Genomic DNA, 19,118 nt, shown 5'->3' with positions numbered 1-19,118 from the left:
TCACGCCGCGTGCATCGCGGCGATGATCCCAGTCGTGGATCTGCCGGGCACGCTGGCCAGGACGACCGTCTCCGCGCCCACTTTCCGCAGTGACGCCGCCTCCGGCAGCTCTCTCCCGGAGTAGTCGCCGCCCTTCACCCACACGTGCGGCCTCAGCCGTTCGATGGCCTGGGCCGGGGTGTCCTCATCGAAGATCATGACGGCGTCGACGCATCCCAGCGCGCCGAGTACCTCGGCTCTGTCCTGCTGCCCGACCACGGGTCTGTTCGGGCCCTTGAGCCGCCTGGCCGAGGCGTCGGAGTTGAGGCACACGATCAGTGCGTCGCCGAGCGCCCTGGCCCTGCGCAGGAGACTCACGTGCCCGGCGTGCAGCAGGTCGAAACAGCCGCCGGTGGCGATGAGCCGTCCACCGTTGGCCCTGACCAGGTCGGCGACCTCGGCGGGCGTGCGCGGCCTGTCTCCCATCTGCGCGCAGGACGGCCTGATGGCCGCGGCTCCGCCGGCTTCGACGAATCTGGCGGCCTCCCCGACCCCGAGGGCGACCGCGTCCTCCACCGGCCGCCGGTCGCGCAGCGCCAGCGCCGCCGCCGCCGCGAACCTGTCCCCCGCTCCGCACACGTCGTGGCCGCTGCAGAGCATGGGCGGCGGGATCCTGCTGTGGTGGCCGCCTTCGCGCGCCAACACGGCGCCGTCGGCGCCCAGCGTCACCGCGACCGCCTGCGCGTGCAGGGTCTTCACCAGTCGCCGGGCGACCTCGTCCGGCCCGGCGTACGGCGGCGGGCACAGGAGCCGGGCCTCGCTCTCGCTGGGCGTGATGAGCGCGCACCCGGGGAGGGGACTCGGGCCCTTCGGATGCGGATCCCACACGACGGGCGCGTCCACCTCGCCGAGCAGACCGAGCAGCGAGCCCGCCATGCCTCTGCCGTAGTCGGAGACCAGCACGGCGCCCGCCGTCCGGAGAAGGGAGCGGACCGTGCGGACCACCGGGCCGGCCAGGCCGCCCACGGCGTACCCGTCCCCCGTGTCCAAGCGGACCAGCGTCTGCCCGGCCGCCCTGACCCGCGTCTTGCAGACGGTGGAGCCGCGCAGCGGCACCCGTACGACCCGCAGCCGGCCGTTCAGCAGCCCCCGCAGCGTGCGCCCGCTCTCGTCGTCGGCCAGTGCGGTGACCAGCACCACCTCCGCGCCGTCCCTGGCGGCCAGCAGCGCCGCCAGGCCCGCGCCGCCGGGCCGTGGATGTCTCGCGTCGACGTCGACCACGGGGACGGGCGCGTCGGGTGCGAGCCGTTCGGCGCTTCCCTCGATGTCGACGTCCAGCAGCGTGTCGCCGATGACGACCAGGGGCCCGTTCACGCGCCTGCCTCCTCGATCGCGTAGCAGAGGAGGTGGATCATGGCCAGATGCACCTCCTGGACGGTCGCCGTGTCCGTGGCGGGCACCGCGACCACCTCGTCGCTGATCTCCGCCAGCGGGTTCGGCGTCCTGCCCGTCATGGCCCAGGTGATCAGCCCGCACTCGCGCGCCGCCCGGGCCGCCGCCAGCACGTTGCCGCTGGAACCGCTGGTGGACAGGCACAACAGCACGTCACCTTGGCGGCCGTGCGCGCAGACCTGCCGGGCGTAGACGACGTCCGCGCCGAAGTCGTTGGAGATCGCCGTCACCGACGAGGTGTCGGCGTGCAGCGCGATCGCCGCGTAGGGGCGCCGCTCACCCCTGAACCTGCCGACCAGCTCGGCCGTCAAGTGCTGGGCCTCGGCGGCCGAGCCCCCGTTGCCGCACACCAGCAGCCGTCCGCCGCCGCCGAGGACGGCCGCGAGCTTGCGCCCCCATGCCTCCACGGTCGGCGCCTGGTCGGCGCTCATCGACAACGCCTCGCGCAACATGGTCAGGTGCCTGTGCATGTCATCCCCCTCAGCTCGGCGCCCAGCACGGCGCGGTACACGGCCTCCGTCTGCTCGGCCACGCGCGGCCAGCCGTAGCGCTGCCCGGCTCGGCGCGCCCCCGCGGCGCCGAGCTCCGCGGCCCGTTGCGGGGCTTCGAGAAGGTCTCTCAGCGCGTGTGCCAGCGCCTGCGGCCGGCGCGGCGGAATCAGCACGCCGCAGCCGTCGACCGTGTCGAGGTGGCCGCCGACGGCCGAGGCGATCACCGGCACGCCGCAGGCCATCGCCTCCAGCGGCACCATGCCGAACGGCTCGTACCAGGGCACGGTGACGACGACGTCGGCCGAGCGCATCAGCGCGGGAACCTCGTCGTGCGGGACGCTGCCGAGGACCTTCACCCGGTCGGCCAGGCCGTAGGCGCCTGCCAGGCCCGCCAGCCTGGCCGCTTCGGGGTCGTCGGCGGAGCCGCCCGCGATCAGCAGCTCGGCCTCCGGCACCTCGCGCAGCGCACGCAGCACGGTGTCGACGCCTTTGCGCGGCACCAGCCGGCCGACGCTCAGCACCCGCGGGCGCGTGCCCCTGTCCGCGCGCGGACCTTCGGGGGTGAAGTGATCCAGGTCCACTCCGCAGGGCACGATCGAGATGACGTGGCCGGGCACTCCCATGGCGTGCAGCTCGCCGACCTCGTCCGAGCAGGTGGCCAGCACCGCCGCCGCCTCGCGGCCGATCCGCCGCTCGGCGTCGATCCGGCCCGGCGGGCTGGTGTCCGCGCTGCCCTGCCAGCGCCGCTTCACGGTGCCCAGCGCGTGGAAGGTCTGCACGACGCGACGGTGGCCCGCCGCCAGCAGCGCGGCCTTGCCGCTCATCCAGAAGTGCGCGTGCACGATGTCCGGGGCCCGCCGCGTCCAGCGCCGCGCCAGCTGCTCGGCGAAGGCGGGCATGTAGGGGGGCAGTTCGTCCTTGGGGATCGGCACGGCGGGCCCCGCCCGGACGTACTCGACCCGCACCCGGTCACCCAGTGGCACGCTCCGCGGCTGCTCGGGCGAGCTGCGCCGGGTGTGGACCACCACGTCGTGGCCGCGCCGGGCCAGAGCGAACGCGAGCGCGGCGACATGGACGTTCTGCCCGCCCGCGTCGACCCCGCCGATCGCGGCCAGGGGATCGGCGTGCTCGGAGACGAGATCGATCTTCATGCGATCAGTTCCCTCACTGCCTTGACCACTTGCGCGGCCGTGACTCCTGCCAGACACGGATGATCATTGACCGGACATATCTGCGCCCGCGTGTCCTTGCACGGCCCCTCCTGGTCGCCGAGCAGCACGTACGGCACTCCGTACGGGGCCCAGCGCCGGGCCGGCACCACAGGGGAGAACAGGCTGACCACCGGCGTGCCGACGGCGGCTGCCAGGTGGGCCGGGCCGGTGTTGCCCGCCACCAGCGCGCAGGCGTCGCGGAGCACCCCGGCGAGCTCCGGCAGGCTGGTCAGGCCGCCGAGATCGACCGCGTGGCCGCCCGCCACCTGGGCGGTCAGCGCGCGTTCACCCGGACCGCCGGTGACCACCACCGCGAAGCCCTCATCGGCCGGCGCGGCGCCGTCGACCGGTTCGAAGCCCGCGGCTGCGGCGACCGTCAGCATCCGCTCGGCCTCCGGCAGGTGACGGGTCTCGTCGATCCGCACCCTGACGTCGAGCAGCGAGCCGGGGTAGTCCTCGCTGATCGCGGTGATCCTGCCGACCCCGCGCAACCGCAGCAGCAGGGCGAGCGGCAGCGCCGACTGATGGAAAGAGGTGAGGATCACCGCCTCCCCGGCGTCGGGCAGCGCGTTCATGAGGCGGGCGACGTGCTCGCCGGTGACGGGCGGCGGGTCGGGGTCGATCCACGGCGCCTGCCACTCGACGACGCGGTCGACGCCGGGCAGGAGGTCGGCGGCGGCCCTGCCGCGCGGGCCGGCCAGGAAGATCACATGGTCGGCGTGCGCGCTGACCGCGCGGACGGCCGGACCGGCGAGCAGCACATCACCCGCGCTGTCCGGGCGAGCCACCAGGACGGTGCGGCTCACCAGCGCTCCCTCAGCTCCCCGCGAAGCCGGTGCAGGCAGGCGACGGGCGGGATGGCCACGCTGGTGACCAGCATCCTGACGATCTCGGTGGGCGTCCGCGGTCCCGGGGCGATCCGCTCCCACGCGAACCGCGCGGTGAGCGCCGCCCACCCCGTCGCCGCGACGAGCGCGGCGCCTGCTGCCCGGTTCCTGGCAGTGCCGCCGCCTTTCCCTGCAGTGGCGAGGGCGAGGGCGAGGGCGGACAGCCCCAGTACGGCCGTGACGGCGTGCCTGGGCAGCAGCCCGCCCGTCCCGATCAGCGACCGCCAGCCGGGCCCGTGGATCCTGCGCATCAGCGCGTCGTCGGCGTTGCCCCGCTGGAATCGCACGCTGGCCCAGAAGCCGTCGTCCCGCACCGGGTGCCGGGTCACCCGCTCCCCCTTGACCAGCCGGAAACCGGCCGCCATCACTCTCAGCGCGAGATCGGCGTCCTCCCGGTAGGCGCGGGGGAAGCGCTCGTCGAACCCGCCGACCTTCTCCAGCGCGGTCCGCCGGTAGGCCATGTCCGCGGTGATCCACTCCGCGCTCGCCAGGCCGGCCGTGTTGCGCTCCGCGTCCGTGGGCCGGCGGCCCTCAGGCAGCGGCACCTCGATCCTGCCCTGGCTGCCGCCCACGTCCTCCGGCAGGTCCGCCAGGTCCTTCATGACCGCTTCCAGCCACCCTTCGGCGGGCACCACGTCGTCGTCGAGGAAGACCACCCATGGCGTCCGTGCCTGTCGCCAGCCCTTGTTACGTGCCGCGGCGGGTCCTCTGCGTTCGGTGTCCTCCACCACGATCACCGGCACGCCCGCCGGAACGGCGTCGGCCAGGGAGGCCCGCCCGATCGTGGGGATCACCACCGTGATCATGCCGGCCTCCGCACCACGAACGGCCCGATCACGAGCAGGTCGACCGGCGCGGAGCCGAAGCACTCCAGCGCGTCCCTCGGCGAGTCGACCATCGGCCGTCCCGCCGTGTTCAGGCTGGTGTTCACCACGACGGGCAGCCCCGACAGCGCCTCGAACCGCTCCAGCACCCCGGCCATCAGCGGATCGGTCTCCGGCGAGACGGTCTGGATGCGGGCCGTCCCGTCCACGTGAACGACGGCGGGGATCCGTTCCCGCCACTCCGGCCGCACGTCATGGACGAACAGCATGTACGGCGAGGGCACCGGCCCCCGGCCGAAGATCTCCCTCGCCCTGGACTCCAGCACCATCGGCGCGACCGGCCGGAACTGCTCCCGGCCCTTGACGTCGTTCAGCCGCTCGGTGTTGCGGACGTGGCCGGGGTGGGCCAGCAGGGAGCGCTGGCCCAGCGCGCGCGGCCCGTACTCGCTGCGCCCCTGGAACCAGGCCACGATCTGGTCGTCGGCCAGCGCCGCGGCCACCTCACCGGCCAGGTTCTCCGGCCGCGCGTACGGCACGCGCGCCACGTCCAGCCACGCGGCCACCTCGTCGTCGCTCCAGCAGCGCCCCAGGTCCGCGCCGCGCATGGGCGCGGCGGGCTCGCCGTGCTCCTGCGCCAGGTGCAGGGCGCCACCGAGCGCCGTGCCCGAGTCGCCGGCGGCGGGCTGCACCCAGATGTCCTCGAACGGGCCCTCGGCCAGCAGCCGCGTGTTGGCCACGCAGTTGAGCGCCACCCCTCCGGCCATCGCCAGGTGCCGCGCGCCCGTCCTGCCGTGCAGCCAGAAGGCCAGGTCGAGCAGCACCTCTTCCAGCCGCGTCTGGACGCTGGCGGCCAGGTCGGCGTGGTCGGCGGTCCACCGCTCCCCGCTGCCGAGCTTCTTGGCGAAGCCGCCCCAGTCGATCGGCTCGACCCTGAAGCCGCCTTCCGGCGTGGCCGTGATCAGTTCGCGCAGCACGTCGAGGTGCCGGGGCGTGCCGTAGGAGGCCATGGCCATGACCTTGTACTCGTCGCTGGAGCGCATGAATCCCAGGTGCTCGGTGACGTCCTCGTACATCAGGCCGAGCGAGTGCGGCAGTTCCTGCGTGGCGAGCGTGGTCAGCTCGCCGTCGCGATAGTGGCCGGCCAGGTGCGAGACGGACTCGCCGCGGCCGTCGCACACCAGGACCGCGCAGTCCTCGAACGGCGCCGCGAGCCCCGCCGAGGCCGCGTGCGCCACGTGGTGCGGCACGAACCGCACCTGCGCCGGGTCGAGCCCGGGCAGCGCCGTGGACAGGAAGCTCGGCGCCCTCGTCGCGTACGTGGTGCGCAGGTCCTCCCACGGGGCGCCCGTCTCCTGCCGCACCAGCGAAGGATCGTAGGAATAGGCGACCGCGTCGAGATCCTCGGGCCGCAGCCCGGCCTCGGCGAGACACCAGGCGGCGGCCTGCTCGGGCAGCTCCCAGGCCGAGAACGGCACGGGCCGCTTGCCGTGCTTGCGCCGGCTGAACCGCTCCTCTTCCGCGGCTGCGACGACCTCGCCGTCCACCACGAGGGCGGCGGCTGGATCGTGGAAGACCGCGTTGATCCCCAGGAACCTCATGGGAGAAGCGCTACCGAGCGCAGCGGTCGTTAAACACCAGGTAGGCGGGGCAGCCGTCTCTCATGTTGACGCGGCGGCCAGTCGCGGCCCGGCTTTTCGGCCACGACGAAATCTTGGAAGGAGGCGCGTATGAAAATCCTGGTCTGGCACGTGCACGGCTCATGGACCACCTCGTTCGTGCAAGGCCGTCACACCTACCTCGTCCCTCTCACCCCCGGCCGCGACGCCGACGGCAGAGGGCGGGCGCAGAACTTCGACTGGCCGTCCTCGGTACGTGAGGTGCCGTGGGACCGGCTCGTGCACGAGCAGGTCGACCTCATCGTCTACCAGCGCCCGCACGAGATCGAGCTGGCTCGCGACTGGCTCGGCGGCTCGGTGCCCGGCATCTACGTCGAGCACAACACCCCCAAGGGCGACGTACCCGCCACCCGGCATCCGCTCGCCGGCCAGTCGGCCATCCCGCTCGTGCACGTCACCCACTTCAACGCGCTGTACTGGGACAACGGGATCGCCCCGGTCCGCGTCATCGAGCACGGCGTGGTCGATCCCGGCCACCGCTACACCGGGGAGCTGCCCCGGGCCGCCGTGGTGATCAACGAGCCGGTCCGGCGCGCGCGGGTGGCCGGCACCGACCTGCTCGCCGCCTTCGACGTGCCGCTCGACGTGTACGGCATGAAGACCACGGGCCTGCCGTACCCGTCCTACGACCTGCCGCAGGCCGAGCTGCACGCGGCCCTCGCCATGCGGCGCGCCTACCTGCACCCCTACCGGTGGACCTCGCTCGGCCTCGCGCTCATCGAGGCCATGATGCTCGGCCTGCCCGTCGTCGCCCTCGCCGCCACCGAGGTGATCGAGGCCGTGCCGCAGGAGGCCGGTGTCCTGTCCACCAAGCTGCCCGTTCTGGTGGAGGCGTTGTCGGAGTTCGTCGAGGATCCCGCCATGGCGAGCCAGTACGGCAAGGCCGCCCGCACGGCGGCGCTTTCCCGGTACGGAATCGCCAGATTCCTCGACGACTGGGACCGCGTGCTCGGCGAAGCGCCGTGAACGTTTACCGCGTACACATCGGGTAGCCGAGTTTTCGACAAAACCAACGTATCAGGATCGGTGAGAACATGATCATCATCGGCGTAATCCTGCTGCTCCTGGGGTGGCTGCTCGGCATCTCGCTGCTCTACACGATCGGTGCCATCCTCCTGGTCATCGGCGTGGTCCTGCTCGTCCTGGGCTCCATCGGCCGTCCGGTCGCGGGCCGGCGATATTGGTTCTGACATGGCCCCTCAGCCCGCGACGAGAAGGATTCAGCTATGTCACGCATCGGATATTTCCTGAGCAGCGAGGAGCACGGACCCAAAGAACTCGTCCGGCAGTCGAAGCTGGCCGAGCAGGCGGGCTTCGAAGGGCTCTGGATCTCCGATCATTACCATCCCTGGCTCGACGAACAGGGCCAGAGCCCCTTCGTCTGGTCGACCATAGGAGCGATCGCCGAGGCGGTGACGCTGCCGATCACGACGGCGGTCACCTGCCCTCTGGTGCGCATCCATCCGGCCGTCATCGCCCAGGCCGCCGCGACCAGCGCCGTGCTGACGGGAGGCCGCTTCCAGCTCGGCGTCGGCACCGGCGAGGCGCTGAACGAGCACATCACCGACTCCCGCTGGCCGCCGGCCGCCGAACGGCTGGAGATGCTGGAGGAGGCGATCGGGGTGATGCGCCGGCTGTGGAGCGGCGAGCTGACCACCCACCGCGGGACGCACTACTCCGTCGACAACGCGCGCCTCTACACGCTTCCCGACCAACCGCCGCCGGTGTACATCTCCGGCTTCGGCGAGAAGTCGGTCCGGCTGGCGGGGCGGATCGGCGACGGCTACATCTGCACGGGGCCGGCCGCCGACCTGGTCAAGCTGTTCCGCGAGTCCGGCGGGGCGGGCAAACCCACGCAGGGCGGGCTGAAGGTCTGCTACGCCGACGACGAGGCGTCCGCCCGCAAGACCGTGCACCGGCTGTGGCCGACCGAGGGCATCAAGGGCGAGGCCTCCCAGCTGCTCCCCCTGCCGCGCCATTTCGCGCAGCTGGCGGAGATGGTCAGCGAGGAGGAGGCCACCGCTTCGACACCGTGCGGCCCCGATCCCGAGGCGCATGTCCAGGCGATCCAGAAGTACGTGGACGCCGGGTTCGACGAGATCTACATCAGCCAGATCGGCACCGAGCAGGACGCCTTCTTCGAGTTCTACTCCCGCGAGGTCCTGCCCCGGCTGCGATAGCCGGGGGTCCGGCCGGCGTCAGCGGTGACGCCGGCCGGACGGCTCAGCCCTTGCCGCGGGTGAACAGTTCCTGGGCCTTGGTCTTGAGCCCTTTCTTGACCACGCCGATCGCGTCGGCATCACCCTTGATGATGGCCTCGGCGGCGTCCTTGAGCTGCTCGAAATCCGTGTGCGGCGGGATCGGCGGAACGTCCGGGTCGCAGTGGACGTCGAGGACGACGGGCCGGTCGGCGGCCAGGGCGCGGTCCCAGGCGGGGCCGATCGCCTCGGGCTTCTCGACCTCGATGCCCTCCAGGTCCAGCGAGCGGGCGAAGCCGGCGTAGGACACGTCCGGCAGCGTCTGCGACTCCTCGAACTTCGGCGCGCCGCCCATGGCCCGCAGTTCCCAGGTGACCTGGTTCAGGTCGTTGTTGTGCAGGACCGCCACGATCAGGCGCGGATCGGCCCACTGCGAGGAGTACCGCTTGATCGTGATGAGCTCGGCCAGCCCGTTCATCTGCATGGCGCCGTCGCCGACGAAGGCGATGACGGGCCGGTCGGGGTGGCCGAACTTCGCGCCGATCGCGTACGGCACGCCCGGCCCCATCGTCGCCAGGGTCCCCGACAGCGAGCCGCGCACGCCGGAGCGGATCTTCAGGTCGCGCGCGTACCAGTTCGCGGCCGAGCCGGAGTCGGCGGTCACGATGGCGTTCTGCGGGAGCCGCGGGTTCAGCTCCCAGAACAGCAGCATCGGGTTGATCGGGTCGGCCTCCACCTTGGCCTGGCGTTCGACCGTGCTCCACCAGCGCGCGAGGTTCTCCTCGACGGTGTTGCGCCAGGACCGGTCCTGTTTGCGGTTCAGGCGCGGGATCAGCGCCCGCAGCGTCTCGGCGGCGTCGCCGACGAGGTTGACCTCGGTCGGGTAGCGCATGCCGATCAGGCGGCCGTCGACGTCGATCTGCACTCCGCGCGCCTCGCCGAAGGGCGGCAGGAACTGCGTGTACGGGAAGTTCGATCCGACGATCAGCAGCGTGTCGCAGTCGCGCATGAGCTCGTAGGAGGGCCGGGTGCCGAGCAGGCCGATGGCCCCGGTGACGTACGGCAGGTCGTCGGGCAGGACGTCCTTGCCGAGCAGCGCCTTGGCCACCCCGGCCCCGGTGAGCTCGGCGACCTGGATGACCTCGGCGGCGGCCGAGCGGGCGCCCTGGCCGACCAGGATCGCCACCTTCGACCCGGCGTTGAGGACCTCGGCCGCGCGAGCGATCTCCTCGTCCGGCGCGCGGGTCACCGGCGGCGTGTAACCGGGCGCCGACGACGGCACGTTCTTGAACGCGTGGGCGGGCGGCGTGTAGGGCTCCTCCTGCAGGTCGGAGGGGATGATGACGGCGGTCGGAGCGCGCTCGGCGACGGCGATGCGCATGGCGCGGTCGATGAGGTTGGGCAGCTGCGCCGGGACGGTCGCCATCTGCACGTACGCGCTCGCGACGTCCTTGAACAGGCTCAGCAGGTCCACCTCCTGCTGGTAGTTGCCGCCCATGGCGCTGCGGGCCGTCTGGCCGACGATCGCCACGACCGGGACGTGGTCGAGTTTGGCGTCGTACAGGCCGTTCAGCAGGTGGATCGCGCCCGGCCCGCTGGTCGCCAGGCACACCCCGGGTTTGCCGGTGAACTTGGCGTATCCGACGGCCTCGAACGCGGACATCTCCTCGTGCCGCGACTGGACGAAGCGCGGGCGGTCGTCGGCGCGGCCCAGCGCCGCGATGATCCCGTTGATTCCGTCGCCCGGATAGCCGAACAGGTGGTCCACGTCCCACTGACGCAGTCGTAGGAGCAGGTAGTCGGCAACGGTAGGCGCCATGACCGGATCCTCTCGAGGTGGTAGTGGCTCTTTTTTGGCCCTTCCCGAGCCACACGATTGAAACCGGGCGCGGCGTACGCCCACGACGCCCACGACGCCTCCGGCTACCGGCAGGTGCCGCCGCCGGCATCGCCGAGCGCGTGCTGTGCCGCGCTAGCGGCCTTTACCTCGTGGGGAGTTACCGGATCGGCTGGAGGGCAGCCGAACCGCGAACGGGGGGCCGCCGATGAGCGAGGTGTGGTGGATCGTAGGACGCGGATTGCTCGGAGGCCTGCTCGTGATGGTCTTCGCGGTGATCGGCGAGATGTTGACGCCCAAGCGGTTCGCCGGCATCTTCGCCGCCGCTCCCGCCGTGGCCCTGGCCGGGATGACCGTCACCGTGCTGCACGAGGGCGAACGTCAGCTCGCGCAGTCCGCGCTCGGCATGATCGCCGGATCGTTCGCGCTGGTGGCGTACTGCGCGGTGGCCGTGCCGCTCGTGCGTCGCCTGGGCGCCTTCGCGGGCTCGCTGACGGCGCTCGCGGTGTGGGCGGCCGTCGCCGGCGCGGGCTGGGCACTGATCACATGAGGGCGATCCGGCTGCAGCCGTCCAAGCTCCGGGAAACGCCGATCCGCGGGATGGTGGTGCGTTTCGTCTTCGGGGCCCTCGTCTCGGTGGCCGCCGGCCTGGTCGGGCTGCGCTGGGGACCTGTGGCGGGCGGAGCGTTCCTGGCCTTCCCCGCCATCCTGGCCGCCACGCTGACCCTCATCGAGGAGGAGGAGCATCGGCGCGGCCGATGAGCCATCAGGCGGACGTCGCGGGCGGCGGTATCGGGGCCCAGGCCTTGGGTGAGGAGAGCACGAAGGACGTCGCGGGCTTGCCGAGCTCGTTGAGCTGACGGAACCGGCTCCGCAACTCACAGCCCGGGCTCTGCTCGCGGTCGTCGGCCTGGGCACGGCCTGCACCGCGGGCGGCTTCACCGCGTTCTTCGCCCTGATCAGCGCCGAGGGTCCGGCGGGGCGGCGTTCATCACGTACGTCGCCCCGGTGGTGGCGGTCTCGGCGGGCGTGCTGCTCCTTGCCGAACCGGTCACCGCCCGCACGCTCGCCGGCACCTCGCTGGTCCTGGCGGGAGCGGCACTGGCCCTCCGGAGGCCAGGCCGCCCCGTGTTCAGCAGGGTGTCCAGGTGACTTTCAGCTGGCCCTCCAGCGATCCCCACTGGCCCGACTGACTGCACCCGAACCAGCGCTGGCCGACGAGCGTCTCCCCGGCGTAGTAACTGAGGACCGTGAGGTTGTCGCCTCCCGGTGGTGGTGGAGGAATGGCATGAGCCGGGGTCGAGCCGACGGCGAGCAGACCGGCGATCATCGTCGCCGCGATAATCCCCTGCTTAATTCTCACGAAGGTCCCTCCAGGAGCACGTGAACTTCAAGCAACGCGACCGAACTTTATTCTCTCCGGATCATGGGTCCTGTCAATATCATTGCGCCGGCATGCCGTACACGCTGACCTCGGTGAGGTGGAACGACAGGTTGGCGGTGTTGTGCGTGCCGATCACCCGGACGTACCGGGCCTTGGCCTCGATGGTCATCGTGTCCCCGGCGTCGGTCGCGGCCCGGGGGCCGCGGCGGCCGCCGAGGGTGTACCAGGTGACGCCGTCGAGGCTGCCCTCCAGCCGGTACTCGTAGTAGCGCCCGCCCCCGACGTAGTTGCGCACGTTGACGCGCGAGATGTCGTCGACCGTTCCCAGGTCGACCTGCCACCAGGTCGTGTCCCAGGTCATCTGGGAGGCGAAGTACGGCGAGTTGGCCCGGTTCCCGTCGTTCGCGTACTGGGGGCCCCGGTTCGGCTCCCAGCTCAGCGCCGTGACCGGTTTGCGGAGGCTCTGCAGGGTGTCCTGCGCGCCGTCGCGGGCGGTCGACGGGGTCGGCGCGGGATCGGTCAGCACGGCGATCGCCTGCTGACCGGTGTCCCGGTTGGCCGCGCTGACGAACAGCCCGACGTCGAGCGTGGCGCCGGCGCCCGGGACGCGGGCCGCCCCGATCAGCGCCCAGTTCCTGCCGTCGCTGCTGCACGAGCCGGTGAGCCGGTCGCCGGACTTGCCGACGCGCACCTGTACGGGCGGCGCGAACCCGCCCACTTCGGCGTACGAGTCGAGCTGCCCGTTGCCGTCGGAATCCCAGCTGAACACGCAACCGTGGCCGGGAGTGACGGCGATGTTCGCGTAGCCGGTGGACCCGGGGGTGGCCAGGTCGTCGCTCACCACCAGCCCGGACCGGGTCCAGTCCGACGCGCCGTCCTGCCGCAGCACCGTGCCGGCCAGCTGCTGCCCGTCGGCCAGGGCGTCCGCGCGGTAGGCGATGGCCAGCTCGTTGGTCTCCCGCCACAGGTCCGCGCCGCCGGCCGCGATCGCGATCCCGTCGCCGGTCGGAGCGAACTCGGCCTGCGTGTTGCTCATCGTCCGGTACGACGCGGGCGCGGCTCCGGCGATCAGCAGGCGGGTCGAGGCCGTGTCCCGCTGGGCGACGTCCTCGGACCGCCAGGAGGCGGCGACGTCCAGCGCCGGCGTACCGCCTGGGGCCTCACCGGCGGGAACGGTCACCGTCCAAGTCACGGTGAGCTTGTCGCGCGGGGCGACGTGGTCGGCACGGGTCGGAGAGGTCGCCCGCACCTGGTATCCGCGCGGGGCGTCGAGCCGGAGCGTCACCCGGCCGGTGGGCCGCAGCGTGTTGTCGTTGGTGAACACGGCGGTGACCCGTACGGCCGCGCCCGGCTTGACGCCCTTGCGGTCGGTCCCGACGGTCACCGCGCCGTCGGGCAGCTCGGCCACCCTGCTCGCCTCGGCGTAGGCGTCGCCGCGCGGTTCGGCGGCGAGCCTGGTGCCGGCCCTGGCCCAGTCCTGGGCGACGGCCATCCAGTCGATCGGTTCGGGATAGTCCTTGCCCGAGCGCAGCGCGGTCTTCAGGCTGTCGAAGAACAGCTGCCACCGCTTGGCGTAGTACTGCCCGACGAGACCGTTCATCTCCCTGCGGGCGTAGTCCTGCAGGCGGGCGCCGGTGGCCCAGAGCGTGACCAGCGACTTGAGGTTGTAGTCGAGGGTCGCCGCCTCGGCCGGGGTGGCGGCCTGCCGGCGGGCCTCCTTCTGCCACGCCCCGAGCAGGAAGCTCTCGTCGGTGCCCAGCAGCCGGTCCATCAGCCGCATCCGGTCCATCCACTGGCCGGTGAGGCGCTCGAAGCGTTCGAGGTCCTTGGCGCGGTAGGCGGCGCGGATCTTGGGCAGCTGCAGCCGGCTGTGGTTGGCCAGCACCTGCCGGGCGACGTCCACGAGGTCGTAGCGGTAGGCGCCCGAGCCGCGCAGGCGCCGGTCGACCTGGAGCAGCTCGTCGAGCGCCCTGTCGAAGGCGGCGATGTCGTACTGCAGCGGGTAGCCGGTGTTCGCCAGGCCGGGCTCGTCGTCGTACAGGCCGGTGACGTGCCGGGTGTCGGCGCCGGCGGGCCAGCTGTAGACGGTGTCGAGGAGGATCCGCCAGGCCGCCCTGGCGTGCGGATCCTCGCCGCCGTACCGGGCGGTGGCGTAGTCGTCGAACCACTGCCGCATGTCGACCGGGCCGTCCTGCCAGGGCAGGTCGGCGAAGAAGGCGACCGCGGCCGGGTTGTTGTCGATGGCCTCCGGCATCAGCGCGATGCCGTTCATCGCCGTGCCGGGCCTGCCGCGCCAGGCGTGGAACTTCTCGTTCCACAGTGTCAGCCGGGCGCCGAGGTTGAAGTGGCCGCCGAAGTTCCAGATGGTGCCGAACGCGTACCCGGTGCCGAGGAAGTCCTTGTCCCGGTCGGTGACGCCGGACTCCTCGCTGATGCCGTCGACGATGAACATCTTGGTCCGGTCGATGGCCTGGAGCGTCGCCGGCAGCGGGTTGCTCTGCCAGCCCAGGATCGTCCAGAGCGCGTCGGGGTGGGCGTCGTTCAGTGCCCGCTGCACCGCCTGCGACGCCTGCGCGACGTTGACCGTGCCGGCCGTGCCGCCCTCGTGCAGCAGGTCCATCTTGTACATCGTGCTGGGGCCGAACAGCTCGGTCTGCACCCGGTAGAACGTGGCCGCGACGCGCGCGAAGACCGGATCCGTCGGGTCGAGCCAGTGGGGGCGTTCGAGCTGGTTCCAGGTGCCCTGGGGGACGGTGTTGGCTCCCGGGTTGCGGACCTTGAAGTCGGTCGGCACGGTGCCGAAATAGCCGGGCAGCACGGGGACCATGCCCAGGGAACGCAGGCGGTCGGCCATCTTGCGGCCGAGTTCGATCCGCCGGTCGATGAGCTGCTGGGAGATCGGGCCGTCGGTGCAGCACATGTTCTGCAGCAGCCACCAGGACTGGTGGCCCGGCTGCGGGATCCACTCGCGCATCTGCTGGTCGGAGTAGCCGAACTCCATGAAGGTGCGCTGGTAGACCGCCTCCTGGCCCTCGTAGACGAGCACCTCGTTGATGCCGTGCAGCGCGAGGACGTCGATCCGCCGCTGCCACTCCTCCCAGCTCAGATACGGCCCCGCGTAGCCCTGGTTGGTGTCGTTGAGGGCGAAGCGATGGTCCACCGAGGAGTCTTCGGCGATGGGGGCCGCGGGCAAGGGGAGGCGCTGGGGCAGGTCGACCTGGGAGCCGTTGATCGAAATGTCGGCGTGTGCCACCTGGCGCAGGTAGTGGCCGAAGCCGGTCAGCTGAACCGCGGGCGTCGTGCCGGCGACGACGAGGCGGCCGTTCTCGGCGTACACCTCGAACCGGTCGCGGCCCGCGCCCTTGTCGATCGCGCGCAGGGTGACCTGCCTGGCGCGCGAGGTTCCGATCAGCCGTTCCAGGGCCTGCGCCGCCGGGCCGTCGAGCCGGGCGGGCGCCGACTGTGCGGGGGTGTCGGCCGCCGCCGTGGGCTGGGCGACGAACGTGGCGGCGAGCATCGTGAGCAGGACGGCGAGTGCCGCCAGGCGCGGTAACGGGGCGGCGGGGCTCTGCGGGTCGCGGGAACGGGTCATGGGGGCGGCCACCTCCGGCAGGGCGAGCCTATTATGTAAAGACTTTTCGTAAGATCTCTGCGAAATATATTCAGCCGGAGACGACAGAAGGTCAAGAGGGGCGTTGATGACGGAGGAGCGGCCGGCCGGCACGCCGGTCCTGCGGAGGATGAACCGGGCCGCGGTGCTCGACGCGGTCCGGCGGCGCGCGCCCGAGCCCGTACGGGTGGCCGAGCTCGCCCGGCTGACCGAGCTCACGCGCCCGACGGTCGCCCAGGCCGTGGAGGATCTGCTGGCCGCCGGCTGGCTGCGGCAGGTCGCACCGCAGCAGGCCACGGTGGGCAGGCCGGCGACCCGGTTCTCGCTGAACGGCCGGGCGGCACCCGTGCTCGGCCTGGACGTCGGCCCGCACACCGTGACGGCGGGGATCGCCGACCTGGCCGGTGAGCGCCTCGCGGTGATTCGCCGGCCGGTCAGCCGTCGCGGCGCCCGGCACCTCCTCGAGGCGGTCGACGAGGCGACGGGCGCGGCTCTGGCGGCGGCCGGCCTGGCCGCCGGGCAGATCGCGGCGGTCATTGCGGCGACCCCCGGCATCGTCGAGGTGGCCACCGGCCGGGTGCTGTTCGCCCCCAGCGTGCCGGGCTGGCCGGAGATCGATCTCGCCGGCCGCCTGCGAGATCGTTTCAGGTGCCCGGTCACGGTGGAGAACGACGCGAACCTGGCCGCGCTGGCGGCCGTCCACCAGCGCACCGGCGCGGGCACCCTGCTCGCGGTTCAGTGGGGCGAGCGGCTCGGAGCCGGGGTCGTCATCGACGGGCGGCTGCACCGGGGCGCGGGCCAGGCCGGTGAGATCGGCTTCATCCGTCCGATCGGCGACCTTCCCGACCCGGCCGGGGACGGTCGCGGGCCGCTGGAGCGGGCGATCGGCGCCGAGGCGATCGTCGACCTCGCCCGCCGCCGCGCCGCGGGCCATCCGGACTCCAGGCTCGCCCGCGCGACGGACGCGGCCGCCGTCTTCGCGGCCGCCGCCGAAGGTGACCCCATGGCCGTGGAGGTCGTCGACCGCGTCGCCGCCGCCTTCGCCGAAGCGATCGCCCCCGCCGTCCTCGTGCTGTCGCCGCACGCGATAGTGATCGGCGGAGGCATCGCCCGCGCCGGGGCGGTCCTGCTGGACGCCATCGCGCGGCACCTCGAAGACCTGACCCTCACCCCGCCGAGCGTGGAGCTGTCGGAGCTGGCCGAGGGCACCGTGCTCACCGGCGCCATCCAGCTGGCCCTGGACGAGGTGTGGCGCAACACCCTGACCATCTGCTGACCTCGCCGGCGTCCGGCTTCAGCGATCGCGGGGCACGGTCACGCGATCAGGCGCAGCCAGGCCGCCGCGAGTGCGGCGTGACCGGCCGGCGTCAGGTGCACGCCGTCCTCGGCCCAGTACTCCGGCCCGGTCGTCGCGGCGAGCCCGGCGAACATGCCGTCGGCGGCGATCAGGTGGGCGCCGTACTTGCGGGCGAGCTCGCGTACGACCTGGATCTTCGGGTCCAGGTCGGCACGCCACTCCTTCCGGGTCTCAACCCCCACATGCGCGTCGCCGACCTCGACACTGCCGCTGATCGGCAGGAGGAACGGCTCGATGAGGATCAGCTGGGCGCCGGCCTCGGCGAGGGGCGCGAGCAGGCGGTCGTAACCTGCCGCGTAGTCCTCCGCGGGGATCACGTAGCCGTCCGGGTCGTACGTGTGCCAGCCGACGTCATTCATGCCGACGAGGATCGACACCACGTCCGGGCGCGCGTCGAGCACGTCCGCCTGCCACCGGGCGTCGAGGTCCATCACCTTGTCGCCCGCGATCCCGGAGTTCAGCCAGGTCACGGCCCGCTCCGGGTGCCGGAGTCCCCACTCGCCCGCGACGCGCAGCGGGTAGCCGAACCCGAGGCCGTGTTCGCTCTCCAGCCGCTGGCAGTCGGTGCCCGAATCGCCGGTGAACATCACGGTGCTGCCCGGTCGAAGGGTGATCGTCATATACGCTCCATTTCGGTCAAGTGGTGTCAACGTTGACATTCAGGCGGATCATGCTGCTCCAGGACTGCCGAACCAATGGCCGGCGGCCTGCTCGAACGCTTCACGATCAGGGTCGCGATCTCCTGCCCAGGCGACCACGCCGTCAGGCCGGACCAGCACGGCACCCGATCCGAGGTCGTTCCTCGCCGGCCCGGCCGCATACCGCATCCGGCTCTCCCAGCCCATCGCCGAACCGCGCAGGCGCCGGTCGACGCTGAAATCGAGCGCGACGCCTCGTCCGTCCCGCATCAGGTCGCCGAGGCGGGTGCCGTCCTCGAGACGGAGGTCCGGGGCGTTGCGGCCGACCAGCGGCTGCTCGCTGCCGAGGTCGTAGCGGATCGACGATCCCGAGGTCTTCTCGAACACGTAGGTCGTCCCGTCACGGGTCCCGATCAGGTCGCGAATCACTCCTTGGATCGCCTGGGCATGCGGGTCCGGCCTCATGGCCGCCGCCTGGGCGCGCGTCCAGTCGAGCACCCATGCGCCGATCGGATGGCGCTCGCGGGTGTAGGTGTCGAGAAGCCCGTCCGGCGCGTACCCGTGCACGGTCGCCGCGAGCTTCCATCCCAGGTTCATGGCGTCGCCGATGCCGAGGTTGAGCCCCTGCGCCCCGAGGGGAGAGTGGATGTGGGCGGCGTCGCCCGCGAGCAGGACGCGCCCCTGCCGGTAGGTCGTCGTCTGCATCGCCCGATCGGTGAAGCTCGAGGCGAGATGGACGTCGCTCAGCGTCACGTCGGTGCCGGATACTCGGCGCAGAACCGCCTGGAGGTGTTCGCGAGTCGGCCGCTGCGAGCGGTCGAACGCGCCGCCGTCGAACTCCAGCATCCCGACGTACCCCTTCGCGGGCGTCCGGAGGTACATCCCCGTCGGCGTCAGATTGAACCCGGGGCGCAGCTTCTCGGGATCGGCGACGGTGGCGAGCACGACGTAGCCGGTGAACTGCGGCTCGGTACCGGCGAAGCCGAAGCCCGCGAGCCCGCGCACCGCGCTGCGCCCGCCGTCGCAGCCGACGAGCCAGCGCGCCGCGTACTCGTGCCCGCCGGCCCGCGCGACCACGGTCTCATCGTCCTGCGCGATGGCCGAGACCGTGACGCCGCGCCTGACCTCCACGCCGAGCATGGACGCCCGCTCGGACAGCACCGTCTCGACCGCTTCGAGGTTCGTCATCACGCCCTCCGTCGCCGGGCCGGGAAGCCGGAAGGGCAGGGCGGTGACGTCGACCTTGGCCGGATCGAGCATCATGCCGGCGAAGTGGCCCGCGCCACGAGGGGGCGACGGCTCGTCCGCGCCGGGATAGTCGTCGACGCCCGACGCCTTCAACAGCGGGTCCAGCATCCCGCGGCGATAGAACGCCTCGACCGACGTGGCGGACAGGCCCCGCATCCCGAGCGGGTCCGCCTTCCACGGGGAGCGGGGGTCCGGGTCCCGCTCAAGCACCAGGACAGAGCAGCCCGCGAGGCCGAGCTCGCAGGCGAGGAACAGACCGACCGGGCCGGCTCCCACGATCACTACGTCATGCACGAAAACTCCTTTTCCGGTTCTCTTCAGGCATG

The 19,118-nt window shown here is 72.1% G+C and carries 18 protein-coding genes; 7 read left to right on the top strand and 11 right to left on the bottom strand.

Annotated elements, in window-relative coordinates:
* From ACIBI9_RS32245 to ACIBI9_RS32220, 6 genes are read right to left on the bottom strand one after another with little or no spacing between them, the layout of a single operon-like run.
* The gene (locus ACIBI9_RS32245; protein WP_397227438.1) at positions 1 to 1,353 is read right to left on the bottom strand and encodes a PfkB family carbohydrate kinase; all 1,353 of its coding nucleotides are present in this window, start codon (positions 1,351 to 1,353) and stop codon (positions 1 to 3) included.
* The gene (locus ACIBI9_RS32240) at positions 1,350 to 1,901 is read right to left on the bottom strand and encodes an SIS domain-containing protein (RefSeq protein WP_397227436.1); all 552 of its coding nucleotides are present in this window, start codon (positions 1,899 to 1,901) and stop codon (positions 1,350 to 1,352) included. Before ACIBI9_RS32240 ends, ACIBI9_RS32245 begins: the two co-directional genes overlap by 4 nt.
* Positions 1,886 to 3,073 (bottom strand): glycosyltransferase, encoded by a 1,188-nt coding sequence (locus ACIBI9_RS32235; protein ID WP_397227434.1) that lies wholly within the window; start codon positions 3,071 to 3,073, stop codon positions 1,886 to 1,888. The genes ACIBI9_RS32240 and ACIBI9_RS32235 overlap by 16 nt, the downstream gene beginning before the upstream one ends.
* Positions 3,070 to 3,942: a glycosyltransferase family 9 protein gene (locus ACIBI9_RS32230; protein WP_397227918.1), complete on the bottom strand. Its 873-nt coding sequence runs from the start codon at positions 3,940 to 3,942 to the stop codon at positions 3,070 to 3,072. Before ACIBI9_RS32230 ends, ACIBI9_RS32235 begins: the two co-directional genes overlap by 4 nt.
* A complete protein-coding gene (locus tag ACIBI9_RS32225) occupies positions 3,936 to 4,826 on the bottom strand; it encodes a glycosyltransferase family 2 protein (RefSeq protein ID WP_397227432.1) in 891 nt (296 codons plus the stop codon). The genes ACIBI9_RS32230 and ACIBI9_RS32225 overlap by 7 nt, the downstream gene beginning before the upstream one ends.
* The gene (locus ACIBI9_RS32220; RefSeq protein ID WP_397227430.1) at positions 4,823 to 6,442 is read right to left on the bottom strand and encodes a carbamoyltransferase; all 1,620 of its coding nucleotides are present in this window, start codon (positions 6,440 to 6,442) and stop codon (positions 4,823 to 4,825) included. Before ACIBI9_RS32220 ends, ACIBI9_RS32225 begins: the two co-directional genes overlap by 4 nt.
* 129 nt (positions 6,443 to 6,571) lie before the next feature.
* On the opposite strand from ACIBI9_RS32220, the gene ACIBI9_RS32215 reads away from it, so the two are divergent.
* The 3 genes from ACIBI9_RS32215 to ACIBI9_RS32205 all read left to right on the top strand — a co-directional run bounded on the left by ACIBI9_RS32215 (position 6,572) and on the right by ACIBI9_RS32205 (position 8,700).
* A complete protein-coding gene (locus tag ACIBI9_RS32215; RefSeq protein WP_397227428.1) occupies positions 6,572 to 7,486 on the top strand; it encodes a glycosyltransferase in 915 nt (304 codons plus the stop codon).
* 68 nt (positions 7,487 to 7,554) lie between these two features.
* Positions 7,555 to 7,710: a hypothetical protein gene (locus ACIBI9_RS32210; RefSeq protein WP_397227426.1), complete on the top strand. Its 156-nt coding sequence runs from the start codon at positions 7,555 to 7,557 to the stop codon at positions 7,708 to 7,710.
* Between the two features lie 36 nt (positions 7,711 to 7,746).
* Positions 7,747 to 8,700, top strand: a complete 954-nt coding sequence (locus tag ACIBI9_RS32205) for an LLM class F420-dependent oxidoreductase (RefSeq protein WP_397227424.1) — start codon at positions 7,747 to 7,749, stop codon at positions 8,698 to 8,700.
* A 43-nt stretch (positions 8,701 to 8,743) separates the two neighbouring features.
* On the opposite strand, the gene ACIBI9_RS32200 is transcribed toward ACIBI9_RS32205, so the two are convergent.
* A complete protein-coding gene (locus tag ACIBI9_RS32200) occupies positions 8,744 to 10,537 on the bottom strand; it encodes a thiamine pyrophosphate-requiring protein (RefSeq protein ID WP_397227422.1) in 1,794 nt (597 codons plus the stop codon).
* A 226-nt stretch (positions 10,538 to 10,763) separates the two neighbouring features.
* Between ACIBI9_RS32200 and ACIBI9_RS32195 the strand changes: the two genes are divergently transcribed.
* From ACIBI9_RS32195 to ACIBI9_RS32185, 3 genes are all read left to right on the top strand, one after another.
* Positions 10,764 to 11,105: a DUF3147 family protein gene (locus ACIBI9_RS32195; protein ID WP_397227420.1), complete on the top strand. Its 342-nt coding sequence runs from the start codon at positions 10,764 to 10,766 to the stop codon at positions 11,103 to 11,105.
* Entirely contained in the window at positions 11,102 to 11,317 is a 216-nt protein-coding gene (locus tag ACIBI9_RS32190; RefSeq protein ID WP_397227418.1) for a hypothetical protein, read from the top strand. Before ACIBI9_RS32195 ends, ACIBI9_RS32190 begins: the two co-directional genes overlap by 4 nt.
* Positions 11,318 to 11,566: 249 nt before the next feature.
* Complete coding sequence (locus tag ACIBI9_RS32185; RefSeq protein WP_397227916.1) at positions 11,567 to 11,707, top strand: hypothetical protein; 141 nt, start codon at positions 11,567 to 11,569, stop codon at positions 11,705 to 11,707.
* Here ACIBI9_RS32185 and ACIBI9_RS32180 read toward each other — a convergent pair.
* Both ACIBI9_RS32180 and ACIBI9_RS32175 read right to left on the bottom strand, forming a co-directional pair.
* Positions 11,688 to 11,885 (bottom strand): hypothetical protein, encoded by a 198-nt coding sequence (locus ACIBI9_RS32180; RefSeq protein WP_397227416.1) that lies wholly within the window; start codon positions 11,883 to 11,885, stop codon positions 11,688 to 11,690. The genes ACIBI9_RS32185 and ACIBI9_RS32180 overlap by 20 nt on opposite strands.
* 112 nt (positions 11,886 to 11,997) lie before the next feature.
* Positions 11,998 to 15,531 (bottom strand): alpha-N-acetylglucosaminidase TIM-barrel domain-containing protein, encoded by a 3,534-nt coding sequence (locus ACIBI9_RS32175; protein WP_397227414.1) that lies wholly within the window; start codon positions 15,529 to 15,531, stop codon positions 11,998 to 12,000.
* Between the two features lie 106 nt (positions 15,532 to 15,637).
* On the opposite strand from ACIBI9_RS32175, the gene ACIBI9_RS32170 reads away from it, so the two are divergent.
* Positions 15,638 to 16,825: an ROK family protein gene (locus ACIBI9_RS32170; protein ID WP_397227412.1), complete on the top strand. Its 1,188-nt coding sequence runs from the start codon at positions 15,638 to 15,640 to the stop codon at positions 16,823 to 16,825.
* 38 nt (positions 16,826 to 16,863) lie between these two features.
* Here the strand turns inward: ACIBI9_RS32170 and ACIBI9_RS32165 are convergent, their stop codons facing one another.
* Positions 16,864 to 17,526, bottom strand: a complete 663-nt coding sequence (locus tag ACIBI9_RS32165; RefSeq protein WP_397227410.1) for an SGNH/GDSL hydrolase family protein — start codon at positions 17,524 to 17,526, stop codon at positions 16,864 to 16,866.
* A 48-nt stretch (positions 17,527 to 17,574) separates the two neighbouring features.
* Complete coding sequence (locus ACIBI9_RS32160; RefSeq protein WP_397227408.1) at positions 17,575 to 19,086, bottom strand: FAD-dependent monooxygenase; 1,512 nt, start codon at positions 19,084 to 19,086, stop codon at positions 17,575 to 17,577.
* Positions 19,087 to 19,118: the final 32 nt, after the last annotated feature.

This window comes from Nonomuraea sp. NPDC050451 (assembly GCF_044458585.1).
Note: the sequence above shows the minus strand (reverse complement) of the source record. Positions and strands in the feature narration are given on the sequence as shown.